The sequence below is a fragment of the Paraburkholderia sp. BL17N1 genome, from assembly GCF_003634175.1.
GTDB lineage: Bacteria > Pseudomonadota > Gammaproteobacteria > Burkholderiales > Burkholderiaceae > Paraburkholderia.
Map to the genome: position 1 here is coordinate 2,696,896 of NZ_RBIW01000002.1, position 15,291 is coordinate 2,712,186.

Below are 15,291 nucleotides of genomic sequence, written 5' to 3' on the forward strand. Positions count from 1 at the left end.
ATCTCGTTTCTCTGCTGCTGATGCAGCGACGCAGAACGAAGCGGTACCGGGTGGTTGTGATGCTGACGACTGGCGGTGCGGGTTCGGTAGTGAATGCGTAATCGATCTTTAAAAATTAACAGCCGATAAGTGTGGGCGCTTGATGCGCGACGCGCCGGCGGGCCCTTCGGGATCTGCCGGAAGAAGCGAAAGTATCAAGTCTCACACAGTAATGAAAGGAAGGTTTTTCCATTGAAAGATGGAGAGATCATTCGTCAGTACGTTGAGTGAGCGACCGGTTGGTAAAACAACCGAAAAACAGTAACAGGTTTGAACTGAAGAGTTTGATCCTGGCTCAGATTGAACGCTGGCGGCATGCCTTACACATGCAAGTCGAACGGCAGCACGGGAGCAATCCTGGTGGCGAGTGGCGAACGGGTGAGTAATACATCGGAACGTGTCCTGTAGTGGGGGATAGCCCGGCGAAAGCCGGATTAATACCGCATACGATCTGTGGATGAAAGCGGGGGATCTTAGGACCTCGCGCTACAGGGGCGGCCGATGGCAGATTAGCTAGTTGGTGGGGTAAAGGCCTACCAAGGCGACGATCTGTAGCTGGTCTGAGAGGACGACCAGCCACACTGGGACTGAGACACGGCCCAGACTCCTACGGGAGGCAGCAGTGGGGAATTTTGGACAATGGGCGCAAGCCTGATCCAGCAATGCCGCGTGTGTGAAGAAGGCCTTCGGGTTGTAAAGCACTTTTGTCCGGAAAGAAAACCTCCGCCCTAATACGGTGGGGGGATGACGGTACCGGAAGAATAAGCACCGGCTAACTACGTGCCAGCAGCCGCGGTAATACGTAGGGTGCAAGCGTTAATCGGAATTACTGGGCGTAAAGCGTGCGCAGGCGGTCCGCTAAGACAGATGTGAAATCCCCGGGCTTAACCTGGGAACTGCATTTGTGACTGGCGGGCTAGAGTATGGCAGAGGGGGGTAGAATTCCACGTGTAGCAGTGAAATGCGTAGAGATGTGGAGGAATACCGATGGCGAAGGCAGCCCCCTGGGCCAATACTGACGCTCATGCACGAAAGCGTGGGGAGCAAACAGGATTAGATACCCTGGTAGTCCACGCCCTAAACGATGTCAACTAGTTGTCGGGTCTTCATTGACTTGGTAACGTAGCTAACGCGTGAAGTTGACCGCCTGGGGAGTACGGTCGCAAGATTAAAACTCAAAGGAATTGACGGGGACCCGCACAAGCGGTGGATGATGTGGATTAATTCGATGCAACGCGAAAAACCTTACCTACCCTTGACATGTATGGAATCCTGCTGAGAGGTGGGAGTGCCCGAAAGGGAGCCATAACACAGGTGCTGCATGGCTGTCGTCAGCTCGTGTCGTGAGATGTTGGGTTAAGTCCCGCAACGAGCGCAACCCTTGTCCCTAGTTGCTACGCAAGAGCACTCTAGGGAGACTGCCGGTGACAAACCGGAGGAAGGTGGGGATGACGTCAAGTCCTCATGGCCCTTATGGGTAGGGCTTCACACGTCATACAATGGTCGGAACAGAGGGTCGCCAACCCGCGAGGGGGAGCCAATCCCAGAAAACCGATCGTAGTCCGGATCGCACTCTGCAACTCGAGTGCGTGAAGCTGGAATCGCTAGTAATCGCGGATCAGCATGCCGCGGTGAATACGTTCCCGGGTCTTGTACACACCGCCCGTCACACCATGGGAGTGGGTTTTACCAGAAGTGGCTAGTCTAACCGCAAGGAGGACGGTCACCACGGTAGGATTCATGACTGGGGTGAAGTCGTAACAAGGTAGCCGTATCGGAAGGTGCGGCTGGATCACCTCCTTTCTCGAGCTAAACGCGTCAGTTGTGTAAAAGCAATGCGTTGAGCGCTCACGCTTATCGGCTGTGAAATCAGGACAGACTCAGGGGTCTGTAGCTCAGTCGGTTAGAGCACCGTCTTGATAAGGCGGGGGTCGATGGTTCGAATCCATCCAGACCCACCAAAGTCTTGTCTGGTGTGCTGATCGTCTGAAACCTCTGGGGTAGCTGTATGACTGGGGGATTAGCTCAGCTGGGAGAGCACCTGCTTTGCAAGCAGGGGGTCGTCGGTTCGATCCCGTCATCCTCCACCAATCCTCAATGCGTAGCGTTCTGTGCAGGAAGCAGAGCGTTGTGCATTGGCGATTGAGCCAGTCAGAGTGATATGAAGCAGAGCTTTATATCGGCTGTCGTTCTTTAACAATCAGGAAGAAGTAGTAAAGAGATTCACGAAAGCATACTTAGAGATGGGTGTGCGAGTAGGTGAATCAGGGTTGTGATTGTATCAATGTATGAAAAGAGAGATCGGAAGATCGCTTTTGGAATACGGCGCAACACGAATACTCAACCTGTAGCGAGTGTGGCAGACACGGTCTTCCCAGCGAAGGGCGTGCGAGACACACCCGTTATAGGGTCAAGCGAACAAGTGCATGTGGTGGATGCCTTGGCGATCACAGGCGATGAAGGACGCGGTAGCCTGCGAAAAGCGGTGGGGAGCTGGCAAACGAGCTTTGATCCACCGATATCCGAATGGGGAAACCCGGCCCGTATGGGTCATCCGTAGCTGAATACATAGGCTACGTGAAGCGAACGCGGTGAACTGAAACATCTAAGTAACCGCAGGAAAAGAAATCAACCGAGATTCCCAGAGTAGTGGCGAGCGAAATGGGACCAGCCTGTACTCTTTATCTTCATTGTTAGTCGAAGGCTCTGGAAAGTGCCGCCATAGCAGGTGATAGCCCTGTAGACGAAAACAGCGAGGAAGAACTAGGTGTACGACAAGTAGGGCGGGACACGTGAAATCCTGTCTGAAGATGGGGGGACCATCCTCCAAGGCTAAATACTCGTGATCGACCGATAGTGAACCAGTACCGTGAGGGAAAGGCGAAAAGAACCCCGGGAGGGGAGTGAAACAGATCCTGAAACCGCATGCATACAAACAGTCGGAGCCTTTGAAAGAGGGTGACGGCGTACCTTTTGTATAATGGGTCAGCGACTTACATTCAGTGGCAAGCTTAACCGATTAGGGCAGGCGTAGCGAAAGCGAGTCCGAACAGGGCGATTCAGTCGCTGGGTGTAGACCCGAAACCAGGTGATCTATCCATGGCCAGGATGAAGGTGCGGTAACACGTACTGGAGGTCCGAACCCACTAACGTTGAAAAGTTAGGGGATGAGCTGTGGATAGGGGTGAAAGGCTAAACAAACCTGGAAATAGCTGGTTCTCTCCGAAAACTATTTAGGTAGTGCCTCGTGTATCACCTTCGGGGGTAGAGCACTGTCATGGTTGTGGGGTCCATTGCGGATTACTACGCCATAGCAAACTCCGAATACCGAAGAGTGCAATCACGGGAGACAGACATCGGGTGCTAACGTCCGGTGTCAAGAGGGAAACAACCCAGACCGCCAGCTAAGGTCCCCAAATATTGCTAAGTGGGAAACGAAGTGGGAAGGCTAAAACAGTCAGGAGGTTGGCTTAGAAGCAGCCATCCTTTAAAGAAAGCGTAATAGCTCACTGATCGAGTCGTCCTGCGCGGAAGATGTAACGGGGCTAAGCAATATACCGAAGCTGCGGATGCACATTTATGTGCATGGTAGGAGAGCGTTCCGTAAGCCTGCGAAGGTGCACTGGAAAGTGTGCTGGAGGTATCGGAAGTGCGAATGCTGACATGAGTAGCGATAAAGGGGGTGAAAAGCCCCCTCGCCGTAAGCCCAAGGTTTCCTACGCAACGTTCATCGGCGTAGGGTGAGTCGGCCCCTAAGGCGAGGCAGAAATGCGTAGCTGATGGGAAGCAGGTTAATATTCCTGCACCATTGTTAAATGCGATGGGGGGACGGATCGCGGAAGGTTGTCCGGGTGTTGGAAGTCCCGGTCCTTGCATTGGAGAAGGCGCTTTGGCAAATCCGGGCGCGGAATTCAAGGGTGCGAGGCCATTCACTTCGGTGAAGAAGCAATCGGAAGTGGTTCCAAGAAAAGCCTCTAAGCTTCAGTTTGACAGTGACCGTACCGCAAACCGACACAGGTGGGCGAGATGAGTATTCTAAGGCGCTTGAGAGAACTCGGGAGAAGGAACTCGGCAAATTGGTACCGTAACTTCGGGATAAGGTACGCCCCTGTAGCCTGATGCGCCTGCGCGCAGAGGGTGAAGGGGTTGCAATAAACTGGTGGCTGCGACTGTTTAATAAAAACACAGCACTCTGCAAACACGAAAGTGGACGTATAGGGTGTGACGCCTGCCCGGTGCCGGAAGATTAAATGATGGGGTGCAAGCTCTTGATTGAAGTCCCGGTAAACGGCGGCCGTAACTATAACGGTCCTAAGGTAGCGAAATTCCTTGTCGGGTAAGTTCCGACCTGCACGAATGGCGTAACGATGGCCACACTGTCTCCTCCCGAGACTCAGCGAAGTTGAAGTGTTTGTGATGATGCAATCTCCCCGCGGCTAGACGGAAAGACCCCATGAACCTTTACTGTAGCTTTGCATTGGACTTTGAACCGGTCTGTGTAGGATAGGTGGGAGGCTTTGAAGCGTGGACGCCAGTCTGCGTGGAGCCATCCTTGAAATACCACCCTGGTTTGTTTGAGGTTCTAACCTTGGTCCGTAATCCGGATCGGGGACAGTGCATGGTAGGCAGTTTGACTGGGGCGGTCTCCTCCCAAAGTGTAACGGAGGAGTACGAAGGTACGCTAGGTACGGTCGGAAATCGTGCTGATAGTGCAATGGCATAAGCGTGCTTAACTGCGAGACCGACAAGTCGAGCAGGTGCGAAAGCAGGTCATAGTGATCCGGTGGTTCTGTATGGAAGGGCCATCGCTCAACGGATAAAAGGTACTCTGGGGATAACAGGCTGATACCGCCCAAGAGTTCATATCGACGGCGGTGTTTGGCACCTCGATGTCGGCTCATCTCATCCTGGGGCTGTAGCCGGTCCCAAGGGTATGGCTGTTCGCCATTTAAAGAGGTACGTGAGCTGGGTTTAAAACGTCGTGAGACAGTTTGGTCCCTATCTGCCGTGGGCGCTGGATATTTGAAGGGGGCTGCTCCTAGTACGAGAGGACCGGAGTGGACGAACCTCTGGTGTACCGGTTGTCACGCCAGTGGCATCGCCGGGTAGCTATGTTCGGAAGAGATAACCGCTGAAAGCATCTAAGCGGGAAACTCGCCTTAAGATGAGATATCCCCGGGGCTTCGAGCCCCTTGAAGGGTCGTTCAAGACCAGGACGTTGATAGGTCAGGTGTGGAAGCGCAGTAATGCGTTAAGCTAACTGATACTAATTGCCCGTAAGGCTTGATCCTATAACAGGTGTGTTTTGCGATGATCGTCAGTGCTTCAGCACTGACGGGCATCCCACCCCCGAAGGGGGCAAGGCCACTCAGGTTAAGTGATCGTGTTGTGCCAGAAACAACACAACCCCAACAGCTTTACCCCTGGTGAGCATCACCAGAAACTACTTCTTCCAGATTGGCTGTATTGCTCCACGAGCAGTGCAGCAACAAGTCATGCCTGATGACCATAGCGAGTCGGTCCCACCCCTTCCCATCCCGAACAGGACCGTGAAACGACTCCACGCCGATGATAGTGCGGATTACCCGTGTGAAAGTAGGTAATCGTCAGGCTCCCCAGCAGCAATCAGAAACCCCACCCCGAAAAGGTGGGGTTTCTGCGTTTAGCCCGCCGCGATACGCGGAAAAACCCGCCGCATAACCCCACCGTATAACCCCGCCTTCACTCCCGCTCCATCCGCCACGCATCCGCGTAGCCCGTCAGTTCCAGGTACGCCCGCCCGGCATCCACACCTTCGCGGCTCACCCGCACTGCGCCTTCCCAGTACACCGCGCCCGTCGATTGCCGCGAATCGAGTTCTTGATCGTCGGCTGGACCGGACTGATGCCAAGGCAGACGGGTTCGGTTGGCAGGATGAATGTGCATGGCATCAGCAAGCGCGGTGCGGGGGGACCCTTTTCGGTTATGCAACTGAATTCTGCCTGGGTGAGTTTGCTCCATTTGGGATGACGGTGCGGGTTGTCCACGGCCGGACGGCGGTCGCCTGTTACGACCATGACGCTGGCCGGCGGTGGGCAACCCGCAAACGAGCAAGGTCTGATTTTGCGCGGCATCTATGCGTTCATAAATCATCGGCAAGCGATAACCGATCCCCCTGTGAAGACGATGTGGGTCATAGCAGCTCTCAATGAGCGAAGAGAGCGCGCGCCGCGCCTGTCCATGGGCATCCCTGATCAGAGTGATGGATCACCGCGCTGAGATGGCGCTGGGAGAGTGCCATGTTCGGCGCGCGCAGCTTGGCCGCGGCTTTTGCCAATATTTCGCGTTCGGCCTCGAGCTGGCGAGCCTTGCGACGCAACCGCGTCAGCTCTTCATGCTCGGCCGTGGTCAGCGCGTCGTGACGCGACCGGCACGTGGCAGCCAGTTGCAAATCGTCCGTGCGGTCGGCTCGAACCCCTTCTCCAACTCCGCAGGCGCCCGCCCGGCCTTTACCGGAACCATCTCGGCCCGGAATTCCGCCGGGTAAGGGGTGCGATGCTTCGCCGTGGGCGGCGCACCCTGCTCAAAAGGATAGCTGTCCACGAAATCGGGTCTAGTCCAGTTCGGGCTGGGTCGGAACTTCCATGGGTTTGAACCGCCCCGGGAATCGTGGAGGCTGGTTGGTTTAAGTTAATGCGGGTTCGGCGACCGGTGTTTCAAGTCGCTGATAGTAGTTTGCCTCAGCTTCGGCAGGCGGGATATAGCCGAGGGGTTCCATCAGTCGATGATGATTGAACCAGGCCACCCATTCCAGCGTTGCCAACTCGACGGACTCCCGTGTTTTCCAGGTGCGGCGATGAATCAGTTCCGCCTTGTACAAGCCGTTGATTGTCTCGGCCAGTGCGTTGTCATAACTGTCGCCACGGCTACCAACCGAGGGCTCGATGCCCGCTTCGGCCAGTCGCTCGCTATAGCGAATGCTAACGTATTGCGAGCCTCTGTCGGAGTGATGTATCAACGTTCCATCGCCGCCTGGCCGCCGCGCATAGAGTGCCTGTTCAAGTGCATCCAGGACGAAGTCTGTAGTCATCGACGAACTGACGCGCCAACCGACAATCCGTCGGGCGAACACGTCGATCACGAAGGCCACGTAGAGCCAGCCCTGCCACGTCGAGACATAGGTGAAATCAGAAACCCAGAGCTGGTTCGGCCGTGCCGCCTTGAACTGGCGATTGACCCGATCCAGCGGGCGCGGGGCTATGGCATCAGGAACAGTCGTGCGAACACGCTTGCCTCGCATCACGCCGCGCAAACCCAGTTGTTTCATCAGCCGTTCGACCGTGCAGCGAGCCACCGCGATACGCTCCCGGTTCATCTGCTTCCAGACTTTATCCGCTCCGTAGACCCGCATGTTGGCTTTCCAGACACGCTCGATCTCCGGCCGCAGGCGTTCATCGCGTATCGCGCGAGCGCAGCGGCGCGACGGATCGCGAAGCTGTGCAGCATGGCGCCGGTAGCCCGACGGGGCAATCCGCAAGACCTTGCAGATCGGCTCGACCCCGAAGGTATCGCGATGCCGATCGATGAAGGCCTTCAGGACTTCAGGCGGCGGTCGAGCTCCGCCTGGGCGAAAAACGCACTCGCGAGTTTCAGAATCTCGTTGGCGCGGCGCAGTTCCTTGACTTCGCGCTCCAGTGCCTTAAGACGTTCGCGTTCCGACGTGCTCACGCCCTCGCGCTCGCCGCTATCGACTTCCTCTCGTTTGACCCACCCCAGCAATGTCTGGCTCGTGCAGCCGATCTTGGGGGCGATGGATTCAATCGCCGCCCACTGTGACGGATACTCGCCCCGATGCTCTTGCACCATGCGCACTGCACGTTCCCGGACTTCAACAGAAAATTTGTTCGACTTGTTCATGGCTCCATCTTCTCAAGAGTTGGAGCCTCCACCAAATCCGGGGCGGTTCAGTTCGACGTTAGAGCAGGGCTTAAACATAGGCGTAAGACCACCTCAAAGTTTATGCGCTACCTCATGTCCGGTTTTCGCCGGAGCCGGCCCGTCGGCCTGCGCTTCTCCGACTTCCGCGAGCAGCGCCTCATCGCGTGCGATGACTTTCGGCAGATGGGTGCGCAGGAACTCAACCCAGGTCCGCGTCTTCGCGTCGATAAACTTACGCGACGGATACAGCGCGTAAACATGCATCTTCTGCGCGGTATAGTCCGGCAACACGCGCACTAGCGTGCCATCACGCAATCCGGAAATGGCGGCGTACAGCGGCACCATGCCAATGCCCATCCCTTCGCGAATCGCGACAATCAGCGATTCAGCGATGTTCACGTGCACCGGCCCATTCACCTCCATCATTTCGCTGCCATTCGGCCCATCGAGCACCCAGTCGTGCGGCGGAAACGCCGGCGTGTGCAGGATCAGACATTCGTGGTGCGCCAGATCGGCGGGCTGCTGCGGCGCGCCGTGTGCGCGCACATACGCCGGCGATGCGCACATGATGCTAAAAGTCGTCCCCAACGGAAGCGACACGAGGTCCGAATCGGGCAAGGTGGATGCGCCGATCACCGCAACATCGGCGCTACCTTCAAAAAGATCCGGCATGCGCTGCGACAATGTCAGCTCGACCGTGACTTCCGGATACAGTGCGCGATAACGCGAAATAGCCGGCAAAACGTAGTGCTGGCCGATGCTGGCAAAGCTGTGCATCCGCAAAGCGCCGCTTGGCCGCTCATGCGCACAACTGGCTTCTTCTTCCGCCGTGTCGACATCTGCCAGTATCTGCTGACATCGTTTCAGATAACGCTCGCCTGCTGTGGTGAGCGCAAGTCGTCGCGTCGAGCGGTTGAGCAGCCGCGTGCGCAAATGAGCTTCGAGTTCCGAAACCGCGCGGGACATCGCGCCGGTCGTTGAATTGAGCGACTGAGCGGCGGCGGTAAAGCTACCGGCTTCGACCACGCGCACGAACACTCGCATATTTTGTAACGTATCCATCGATCCTTCCATTTCACGGCTTAAGCCGTATTGTCCGCCTGTCCCGGATGCGCATTGTTGTTCGTTCTGGAACGGACGTTCCGCAGCCGTCCTCTTAATGCACACATAGCATGCTCCTACAATCGGCGGCTTGCGTGCCGGTGTCCGCAGTATTCCCGCCGGTGCTTCCTTAAGCGACCAACCGGGGCGCCCAGATTCCAGATGAAACGCCAACATGCGATCGAACCGACGGCGGATTCCCGCCGGCAGTGGGGCCGCATGTTGCAGATGCTAAGCCCGGCCGTCCGCGACTGGGCGGCCGGCGAGAGTCTCATCTGGCTGCATCTGCTGAAAACCGTTACGGCGGGCTTGCTGGCGCTGGGCATTGCGATGCTGCTGGATCTGCCGCAGCCGCGCATTGCGATGACCACCGTGTTCGTGCTGATGCAGCCGTTCAGCGGCATGGTGCTGGCCAAGAGTTTCTACCGGATTCTCGGGACGGCGGCGGGCACGGTCGCCGCGCTGGTGCTCGGCGCGCTGTTCGTCCAGCAGCCCGAGTTGTATATGCTCGGCATGATCGGCTGGGTGAGCGCCTGCATTGCGGCAGCGGTCCGGTATCGGCATTTCAGATGGTACGGCTTTGTGCTCGCGGGTTATACCGCTGCGCTGATCGGCATCCCGAACGTCACAGTGCCTCACGACCTGTTCCTGGCAGCGCTTACGCGCGCGGCGGAAGTGGCGGTTGGCATCGTGACTTCGAGCGCGGTGAGCGCGCTGATCGTGCCGCAGCGGTCGAGCCTCGCGCTGCGGCGCGCGCTACAAATTCGGTACGGAAATTTTACTGCGTTCGCTGCCGACGTGTTGGCTCGCGGCATCAAGCGGGGCCAGTTCGAGCGGCGCTTCGCGAATCTCGTCGACGAGATCGTCGGGTTCGAGGCGACACGTACTTTTGCCGCCTTCGAAGACCCGGCCATGCGCTCGCGCAATCAGCATTTTGGTCGTCTGAACGGCGAGTTCATGGATGCCTGTGCGCGGCTGCATGCGCTGCATCAACTGCTCAAGCGGCTACATGCGAACGGCTCGGCGCCGATCGTCGCGGCGATCAAACCGTATTTCGACGAACTGGCCGCGCTCATGGCCCCGCAGTTCGAGTCTGCGGTGGATGCATCGCGCACGGCCGCCCGTTTGCGACATTTCCAGGCGAGCCTGCCGAGGCGTGTGCGTGAAACGAGACGGCCGCTGGAAGCCGCGCCCGCCGAATCGCTGGCGGACTTCGATACGGCGGCGGAGTTGCTGTACCGGTTCGTCGACGAATGGATCCGCTACTCGCAGACCTACGCATCCGTGACGCAGCGAAAGCGTGACGACAGCCATCCGCGAACGAAAAGCCGCTACGTGAGCAAAACCAACACCTTTGTCGTTGCGCTGACGTTTATCCGCTCGGCTGTGGTGATGGCGATCGCGGGCTGGTTCTGGTACATGACCGACTGGCCGAGCGGCGGCCTTGCGGTGATCGGCGCGGCGCTGGCGTGCGCGCTGACATCGACTGCGCCGAACCCGTCGAAGATGGCCGTGCAGATGGCCGTCGGCGCGGTGCTGGCCACTGTGACCGGCTACGTGTTCACGTGCTACGTGTATCCGAACATCGACGGCTTTCCGCTGCTGTGCGCGACGCTGGCGCCGGTGCTCGCGCTCGGCGCATTCATCGCCACGCGCAAGCTGGCGGCGGGATACGGGATCGGTTTCTCAGTGTTCTTCTGCCTGCTCGCCGGACCCGACAACGTCGTCACTTACGCGCCGGATCTGCTGATCAACAACGGCATCGCGTTGAGTGCGTCGATGCTGTTGGCGGCGCTCGTTTTCGCGGTGGTCTTCCCGGCCGACATGCCATGGCTCATCGGGAAAATCATGGGCGATTTACGCGCGCAAGTCGTATTCGCGTGCAAGGACGCACTGCCAGGTCTCAATCAACGCTTTCAGTCGAGCACGCACGACCTGACTTCACAGTTGCGCATGCTATTGACGCGACGCTCCCGCCGCCGTCGCGATGCGTTGCGCTGGACACTCGCGACGCTCGAAGTCGGCCACGCTGTGATCGATCTGCGCAACGAAATGGCGCGCGCCGACTACGTGCAGGCTCTTCATCCGCGCTGGACCAGCACCGTAGAGCAGGCGCGCGACGACCTCGCGCGGCTCTTCGAGCGGCCCGACGCGCGTGGTCTGGAGCGAGCGCTGCTGTCCGTGCGCGCGGCCACTTGGCTTGCGCAGGACGTGCTGCAAATGGTTCATGCCGATCGCGACAAGCGTCACGACCTGCAGCGCATCCTGAGTTGCCTGCACTTCATTCGCACGGCGTTGCTCGACAAGGACGCGCCGTTCAACCCGCATTGATCGATGCACGCGGCGATGGACTCTGTGCAGCGATCCTTCTGCAAGATGGAAGGATCACTTCCGGACCGCCCCATTTATCCGCGAGACAGGCAGCCATATAGTTTCATCACTGCCTCGCGGTTTCCCAACGGGTTTCCCGCAAGGCAGCACCGTAAGTCCTGGAGAACGAAATGAATGTGTTGAAGATTGCCCTGATTGCCTGCTCTTTGTCCGCTGTCGTCGCTCACGCGCAAACGGCGCCGGCCGCCCCGGAACAACAGGTTGCCCAGGCGAATGCGCAGCGCGCGAAGAATGCCGAAACGAAAAGCCGCAGTGCCACACCGGCACTCAAAGCTGACGAGTGCGTCGGGCCCGTGAGCTTCTGCAACATCTACTTTGGCAGCTAGGCCGCGCCACTCGTTATATCTGACGTATGGGCAAGACCCGTCGCGAACGTTTGACGCGCGACGAATCACCTGACCGCGACCGCGTCCCATCGTGACGCCGCGGCGGGTGCGACAATCCGGCTACCGAGCGAAGCACACCGCAGACGTGCGCACTGGTAGTCTGGACGGGTGACTATGGAGAGACCCAGTTTCATGTACCAAGACCGGATTCGCTGCGCTGAATTGCGCGCAAAAATCACTTCAGCCGCCGAGGCGGCGCTTCTGATTCAGGACGGTATGTGTGTCGGCGCGAGCGGCTTCACGCGCGCTGGCGATGCCAAAGCAGTCCCCGTTGCGCTTGCCGAGCGCGCCCGTCAGGAAGGCAAACCGCTGCGCATTACGTTGATGACCGGTGCGTCGCTGGGTCACGACGTGGACCGCACGCTCACCGAGGCGCACGTGCTGGCGCGCCGCTTGCCGTTTCAGGTGGACAAGACGCTGCGCGACGCGATCAATCGCGGCGAAGTCATGTTCGTCGATCAGCATCTGTCTGAAACGGTCGAGATGCTGCGCGCGAACCAGCTCGGCAAACTCGATATCGCCATTATCGAAGCCACCGCGATCACCGAGACCGGCGGCATCGTGCCGACCACCTCGGTGGGCAACTCGGCGAGCTTCGCGATTCTCGCCGACAAGGTGATCGTCGAGATCAACCTTGCGCAACCGCTCGCGCTCGAGGGACTGCACGACATATGGATTCCGGGCCGCAGGCCGAACCGCGAGCCGCTGCCGATCGTCCGTCCGCAAGACCGGGTCGGCACGCCGGCTATCGAGATTCCGCGCGAGAAAATCGCGGCGATCGTCATCACCAATATGGCCGACAGTTCGTCCACCGTGTTGCCGGCGGATGCCGAGACCGAATTGATCGCGGGTCATCTGATCGAGTTTTTCCAGCATGAAGTATCGCGCGGGCGCATGCCCAAACGCTTGCCGCCGTTGCAGGCCGGCATCGGCACGATTGCCAATGCCGTGCTGGCCGGTTTCGTCGATTCACCGTTCGACGCCTTCGAAATTTATTCAGAAGTGCTGCAGGATTCGACCTTCGACCTGATGGATGCCGGCAAGGTGACGTTCGCTTCCGGCGCGTCGATCACGTTGTCGGCAGCGCGACAGGCACAGGTGTTCGGCGAACTCGAACGCTATCGCGATCGGCTCGTGCTGCGTCCGCAAGAAGTCAGCAACCATCCTGAAGTGATTCGCCGGCTCGGATTAATCGCGTTGAATACCGCGCTCGAATTCGACATCTATGGCAACGTGAATTCGACGCACGTGGGCGGCACGCACATGATGAACGGCATCGGCGGTTCGGGCGACTTTGCGCGCAACGCGTCGTGCGCGATCTTCGCGACCAAGTCGATGGCGAAGGGCGGCCGCATTTCGAGCATCGTGCCGATGGTGCCGCATTGCGATCACAACGAACACGACGTGGACGTGGTCGTGACGGAGCAGGGACTTGCCGACTTGCGCGGTCTCGCGCCGCGGGAACGCGCAACGTTGATTATCGACAATTGCGTGCATCCGCTGTACCGCGATCTGTTGCGCGACTACTATAGGGAAGCATTGAAGGGCGGCGGGCAAACGCCGCATCTGTTGGATCAGGCTTTCGCCTGGCATACGCGGCTGCGGGACACCGGCTCGATGTTGCCGGTGGAGACAAGGCTTTAAACGCGGGTTGTCGGATCAAACCGGCGTCAGGTGGCATTCGCCCCTGACGCCGAAAGACATCAGGTGCTACGCTCAGGTACCTCGTCGAATGAGGCGGATAAGAAACAATAGAATGACCGCGCCGATCACCGCCGTGATGATCGAGCCGATCCAGCCGCCGCCCAGCGAAATGTGCAGAACGCCGGCGAGCCAGCCGCCGATAAACGCGCCGACAATCCCGACGATGATGTCGACGATCAGGCCGAAGCCGCCGCCCTTGACGAGCACGCCTGCCAGCCAGCCAGCGATCGCGCCGATGATGAGCCATGCAATGATGCCGTGTTCCATAATCGAGACTCCCTAGTTGAGTGTGAAAAATTCACGGTGACAGAGCTTAGTCGATGGTTATGGGACAGTCCATATTCAGGACGCGGAATTAACATTGTCTAAATCTATTGCAGATCAAGTGTAGACGATGCGCGCGCAGATAGGGAACTTACACCTCACGCTTGCTCCGGCGTCGGCTCCGCCTCTCTGGCCGTCCAACTGACGCTGGAAACGCTCTTTTCCATGCTGATGCGGCTGGCCATCTGTTCGAGCTTCGACTGATCCTTGGGATGCATCTTCAACGTTGCCGTAACGCGAATGCGTCCTGGGTCGTTTTCAACGTCCTCGCTCGTCAGGCTTTGAAACGACAGCGGCGTCGAATACATGGAGTTGGAGACGGCGGTACGAATGTGGATCTCGTCGGCTTCCCGGCAGACGATCGTCAACACATATTCGCGGACCAGGTCGGCGTTCGATACCGGCGTCGCGTTGATCGTACGGCTGACTTCGCGCAGCACGGTATTGGTCAACAGCACGACGAGGGTGCCGGCGAGCGCCGGCCCGTAATGACCCGCGCCGCACAAAACGCCCACCGCGGCCGAGCACCACAAGGTTGCCGCAGTGTTGATTCCCTGGATGGAACCCTTATCGCGCATGATCACGCCGCCGCCGAGAAAGCCGACGCCGGAGACCACATAGGCGGCGATCTGGGTGATGCCGGCCGTGCCGTTGCCGGTCAGTACGCCGAGCGTGACGAACAGGCACGCGCCGCTCGCGACCAGCGTGATGGTGCGCAGGCCGGCATTGCGCTGACGTATCTGCCGTTCGAGGCCGATCGCGACGCCGCAGGCGAAGGCGGCGAGAAGCCGCCAGACGAATTCGATGGTCATCGGTAAGCAAGGTTGAGGCGCAAAACTGCACAGTGTGAACCGTACACGTGACAGCAGCACGTCCGTCTCGATGGGACGCGGGCGCGTTCAGGCGCGGCGCAGCGCGAACGAACGGTTCACGGCGCCGACAGTCGAGCAAGGTCGGCACGGCATGGAGCCGTGCGGCACTTCACTGCAACTTACTGGCAATTTCGCTGGTAAAAAGTGGGTATCAACGACGTGCACCGCCGGCCCGAAGGCAAGACGGCGACAGACAAAGACTGGCGCGGAAATCTTGCCGATCAGGCGATCGGGCGAATCGAAGCTCGACGGGTACTACTGCTACTGTCCAAGATCGTGATCCCGGGTAAATGAACTGGGCGGATTTTAGGCATCTCTGCAAAGGTAAGTCAAGTCGCGACGGAGCGAGGCGGCGAATGAATTGCATGCCATCTTTGGGGAAGTTTCCGTATGCATGGGAGAGCTATTCCTACATAAATACGGACTCCGAATATTGACGGTAGCCGTCCCGGAAAACACACTGTCTGAATCATCCGGAACACGTCGCGCGGCCTTGGCGCTTAAATGCGCGGTCTTATTTGTCGGGGTTTTCGCTCTTGCAGCGTTACGCCGTGATC

General features: G+C 58.5%; 8 protein-coding genes, 2 tRNA genes, 3 rRNA genes, 1 pseudogene and 1 other annotated feature. Of the genes and pseudogenes, 9 read left to right on the top strand and 5 right to left on the bottom strand.

Annotated features, from left to right (window positions below; translation table 11 throughout):
• Positions 1-311: 311 nt before the first annotated feature.
• The 5 genes from B0G82_RS32000 to rrf all read left to right on the top strand — a co-directional run bounded on the left by B0G82_RS32000 (position 312) and on the right by rrf (position 5,651).
• Positions 312-1,842 (top strand): 16S ribosomal RNA (locus B0G82_RS32000).
• Between the two features lie 81 nt (positions 1,843-1,923).
• Positions 1,924-2,000 (top strand) — tRNA-Ile (locus B0G82_RS32005).
• A gap of 53 nt (positions 2,001-2,053) precedes the next feature.
• Positions 2,054-2,129 (top strand) — tRNA-Ala (locus tag B0G82_RS32010).
• A 318-nt stretch (positions 2,130-2,447) separates the two neighbouring features.
• A 23S ribosomal RNA gene (locus B0G82_RS32015) occupies positions 2,448-5,330 on the top strand.
• A gap of 207 nt (positions 5,331-5,537) precedes the next feature.
• Positions 5,538-5,651: ribosomal RNA gene (rrf, locus tag B0G82_RS32020) — 5S ribosomal RNA — on the top strand.
• Together the 16S, 23S and 5S rRNA genes with 2 tRNA genes alongside form the textbook arrangement of a ribosomal RNA operon.
• Before the next feature lie 109 nt (positions 5,652-5,760).
• On the opposite strand, the pseudogene B0G82_RS41260 reads toward rrf, so the two are convergent.
• Positions 5,761-5,907 (bottom strand): annotated as a pseudogene (locus B0G82_RS41260) (lipocalin family protein); the annotation flags it as partial.
• Positions 5,908-6,226: 319 nt separating this feature from the next.
• Between B0G82_RS41260 and B0G82_RS39565 the strand changes: the two are divergent.
• The gene (locus B0G82_RS39565) at positions 6,227-6,565 is read left to right on the top strand and encodes a hypothetical protein (protein WP_147439594.1); all 339 of its coding nucleotides are present in this window, start codon (positions 6,227-6,229) and stop codon (positions 6,563-6,565) included.
• A 138-nt stretch (positions 6,566-6,703) separates the two neighbouring features.
• On the opposite strand, the gene B0G82_RS32035 is transcribed toward B0G82_RS39565, so the two are convergent.
• Both B0G82_RS32035 and B0G82_RS32040 read right to left on the bottom strand, forming a co-directional pair.
• A protein-coding gene (locus B0G82_RS32035) for an IS3 family transposase (RefSeq protein ID WP_121307808.1) occupies positions 6,704-7,935 on the bottom strand; the annotation gives its coding sequence in 2 pieces (ribosomal slippage) (positions 6,704-7,647 and positions 7,647-7,935; 1,233 coding nt in all).
• Positions 7,541-7,657: a sequence feature (AL1L pseudoknot), on the bottom strand. It overlaps the preceding gene by 117 nt.
• A 93-nt stretch (positions 7,936-8,028) precedes the next feature.
• Entirely contained in the window at positions 8,029-9,018 is a 990-nt protein-coding gene (locus B0G82_RS32040; protein ID WP_121310219.1) for a LysR family transcriptional regulator, read from the bottom strand.
• Between the two features lie 201 nt (positions 9,019-9,219).
• Between B0G82_RS32040 and B0G82_RS32045 the strand changes: the two genes are divergently transcribed.
• The 3 genes from B0G82_RS32045 to B0G82_RS32055 all read left to right on the top strand — a co-directional run bounded on the left by B0G82_RS32045 (position 9,220) and on the right by B0G82_RS32055 (position 13,478).
• Positions 9,220-11,388: an FUSC family protein gene (locus tag B0G82_RS32045; protein WP_121310220.1), complete on the top strand. Its 2,169-nt coding sequence runs from the start codon at positions 9,220-9,222 to the stop codon at positions 11,386-11,388.
• A 170-nt stretch (positions 11,389-11,558) separates the two neighbouring features.
• The gene (locus B0G82_RS32050) at positions 11,559-11,774 is read left to right on the top strand and encodes a hypothetical protein (protein ID WP_121310221.1); all 216 of its coding nucleotides are present in this window, start codon (positions 11,559-11,561) and stop codon (positions 11,772-11,774) included.
• Between the two features lie 192 nt (positions 11,775-11,966).
• On the top strand, positions 11,967-13,478 hold the full coding sequence (locus B0G82_RS32055; RefSeq protein WP_121310222.1) for an acetyl-CoA hydrolase/transferase family protein: 1,512 nt from the start codon (positions 11,967-11,969) through the stop codon (positions 13,476-13,478).
• A 72-nt stretch (positions 13,479-13,550) separates the two neighbouring features.
• On the opposite strand, the gene B0G82_RS32060 is transcribed toward B0G82_RS32055, so the two are convergent.
• Together B0G82_RS32060 and B0G82_RS32065 are read right to left on the bottom strand one after the other, a co-directional pair.
• Entirely contained in the window at positions 13,551-13,805 is a 255-nt protein-coding gene (locus B0G82_RS32060) for a GlsB/YeaQ/YmgE family stress response membrane protein (RefSeq protein WP_007176844.1), read from the bottom strand.
• Positions 13,806-13,960: 155 nt separating this feature from the next.
• Entirely contained in the window at positions 13,961-14,674 is a 714-nt protein-coding gene (locus B0G82_RS32065) for an MgtC/SapB family protein (protein ID WP_121310223.1), read from the bottom strand.
• Between the last annotated feature and the right edge of the window lie 617 nt (positions 14,675-15,291).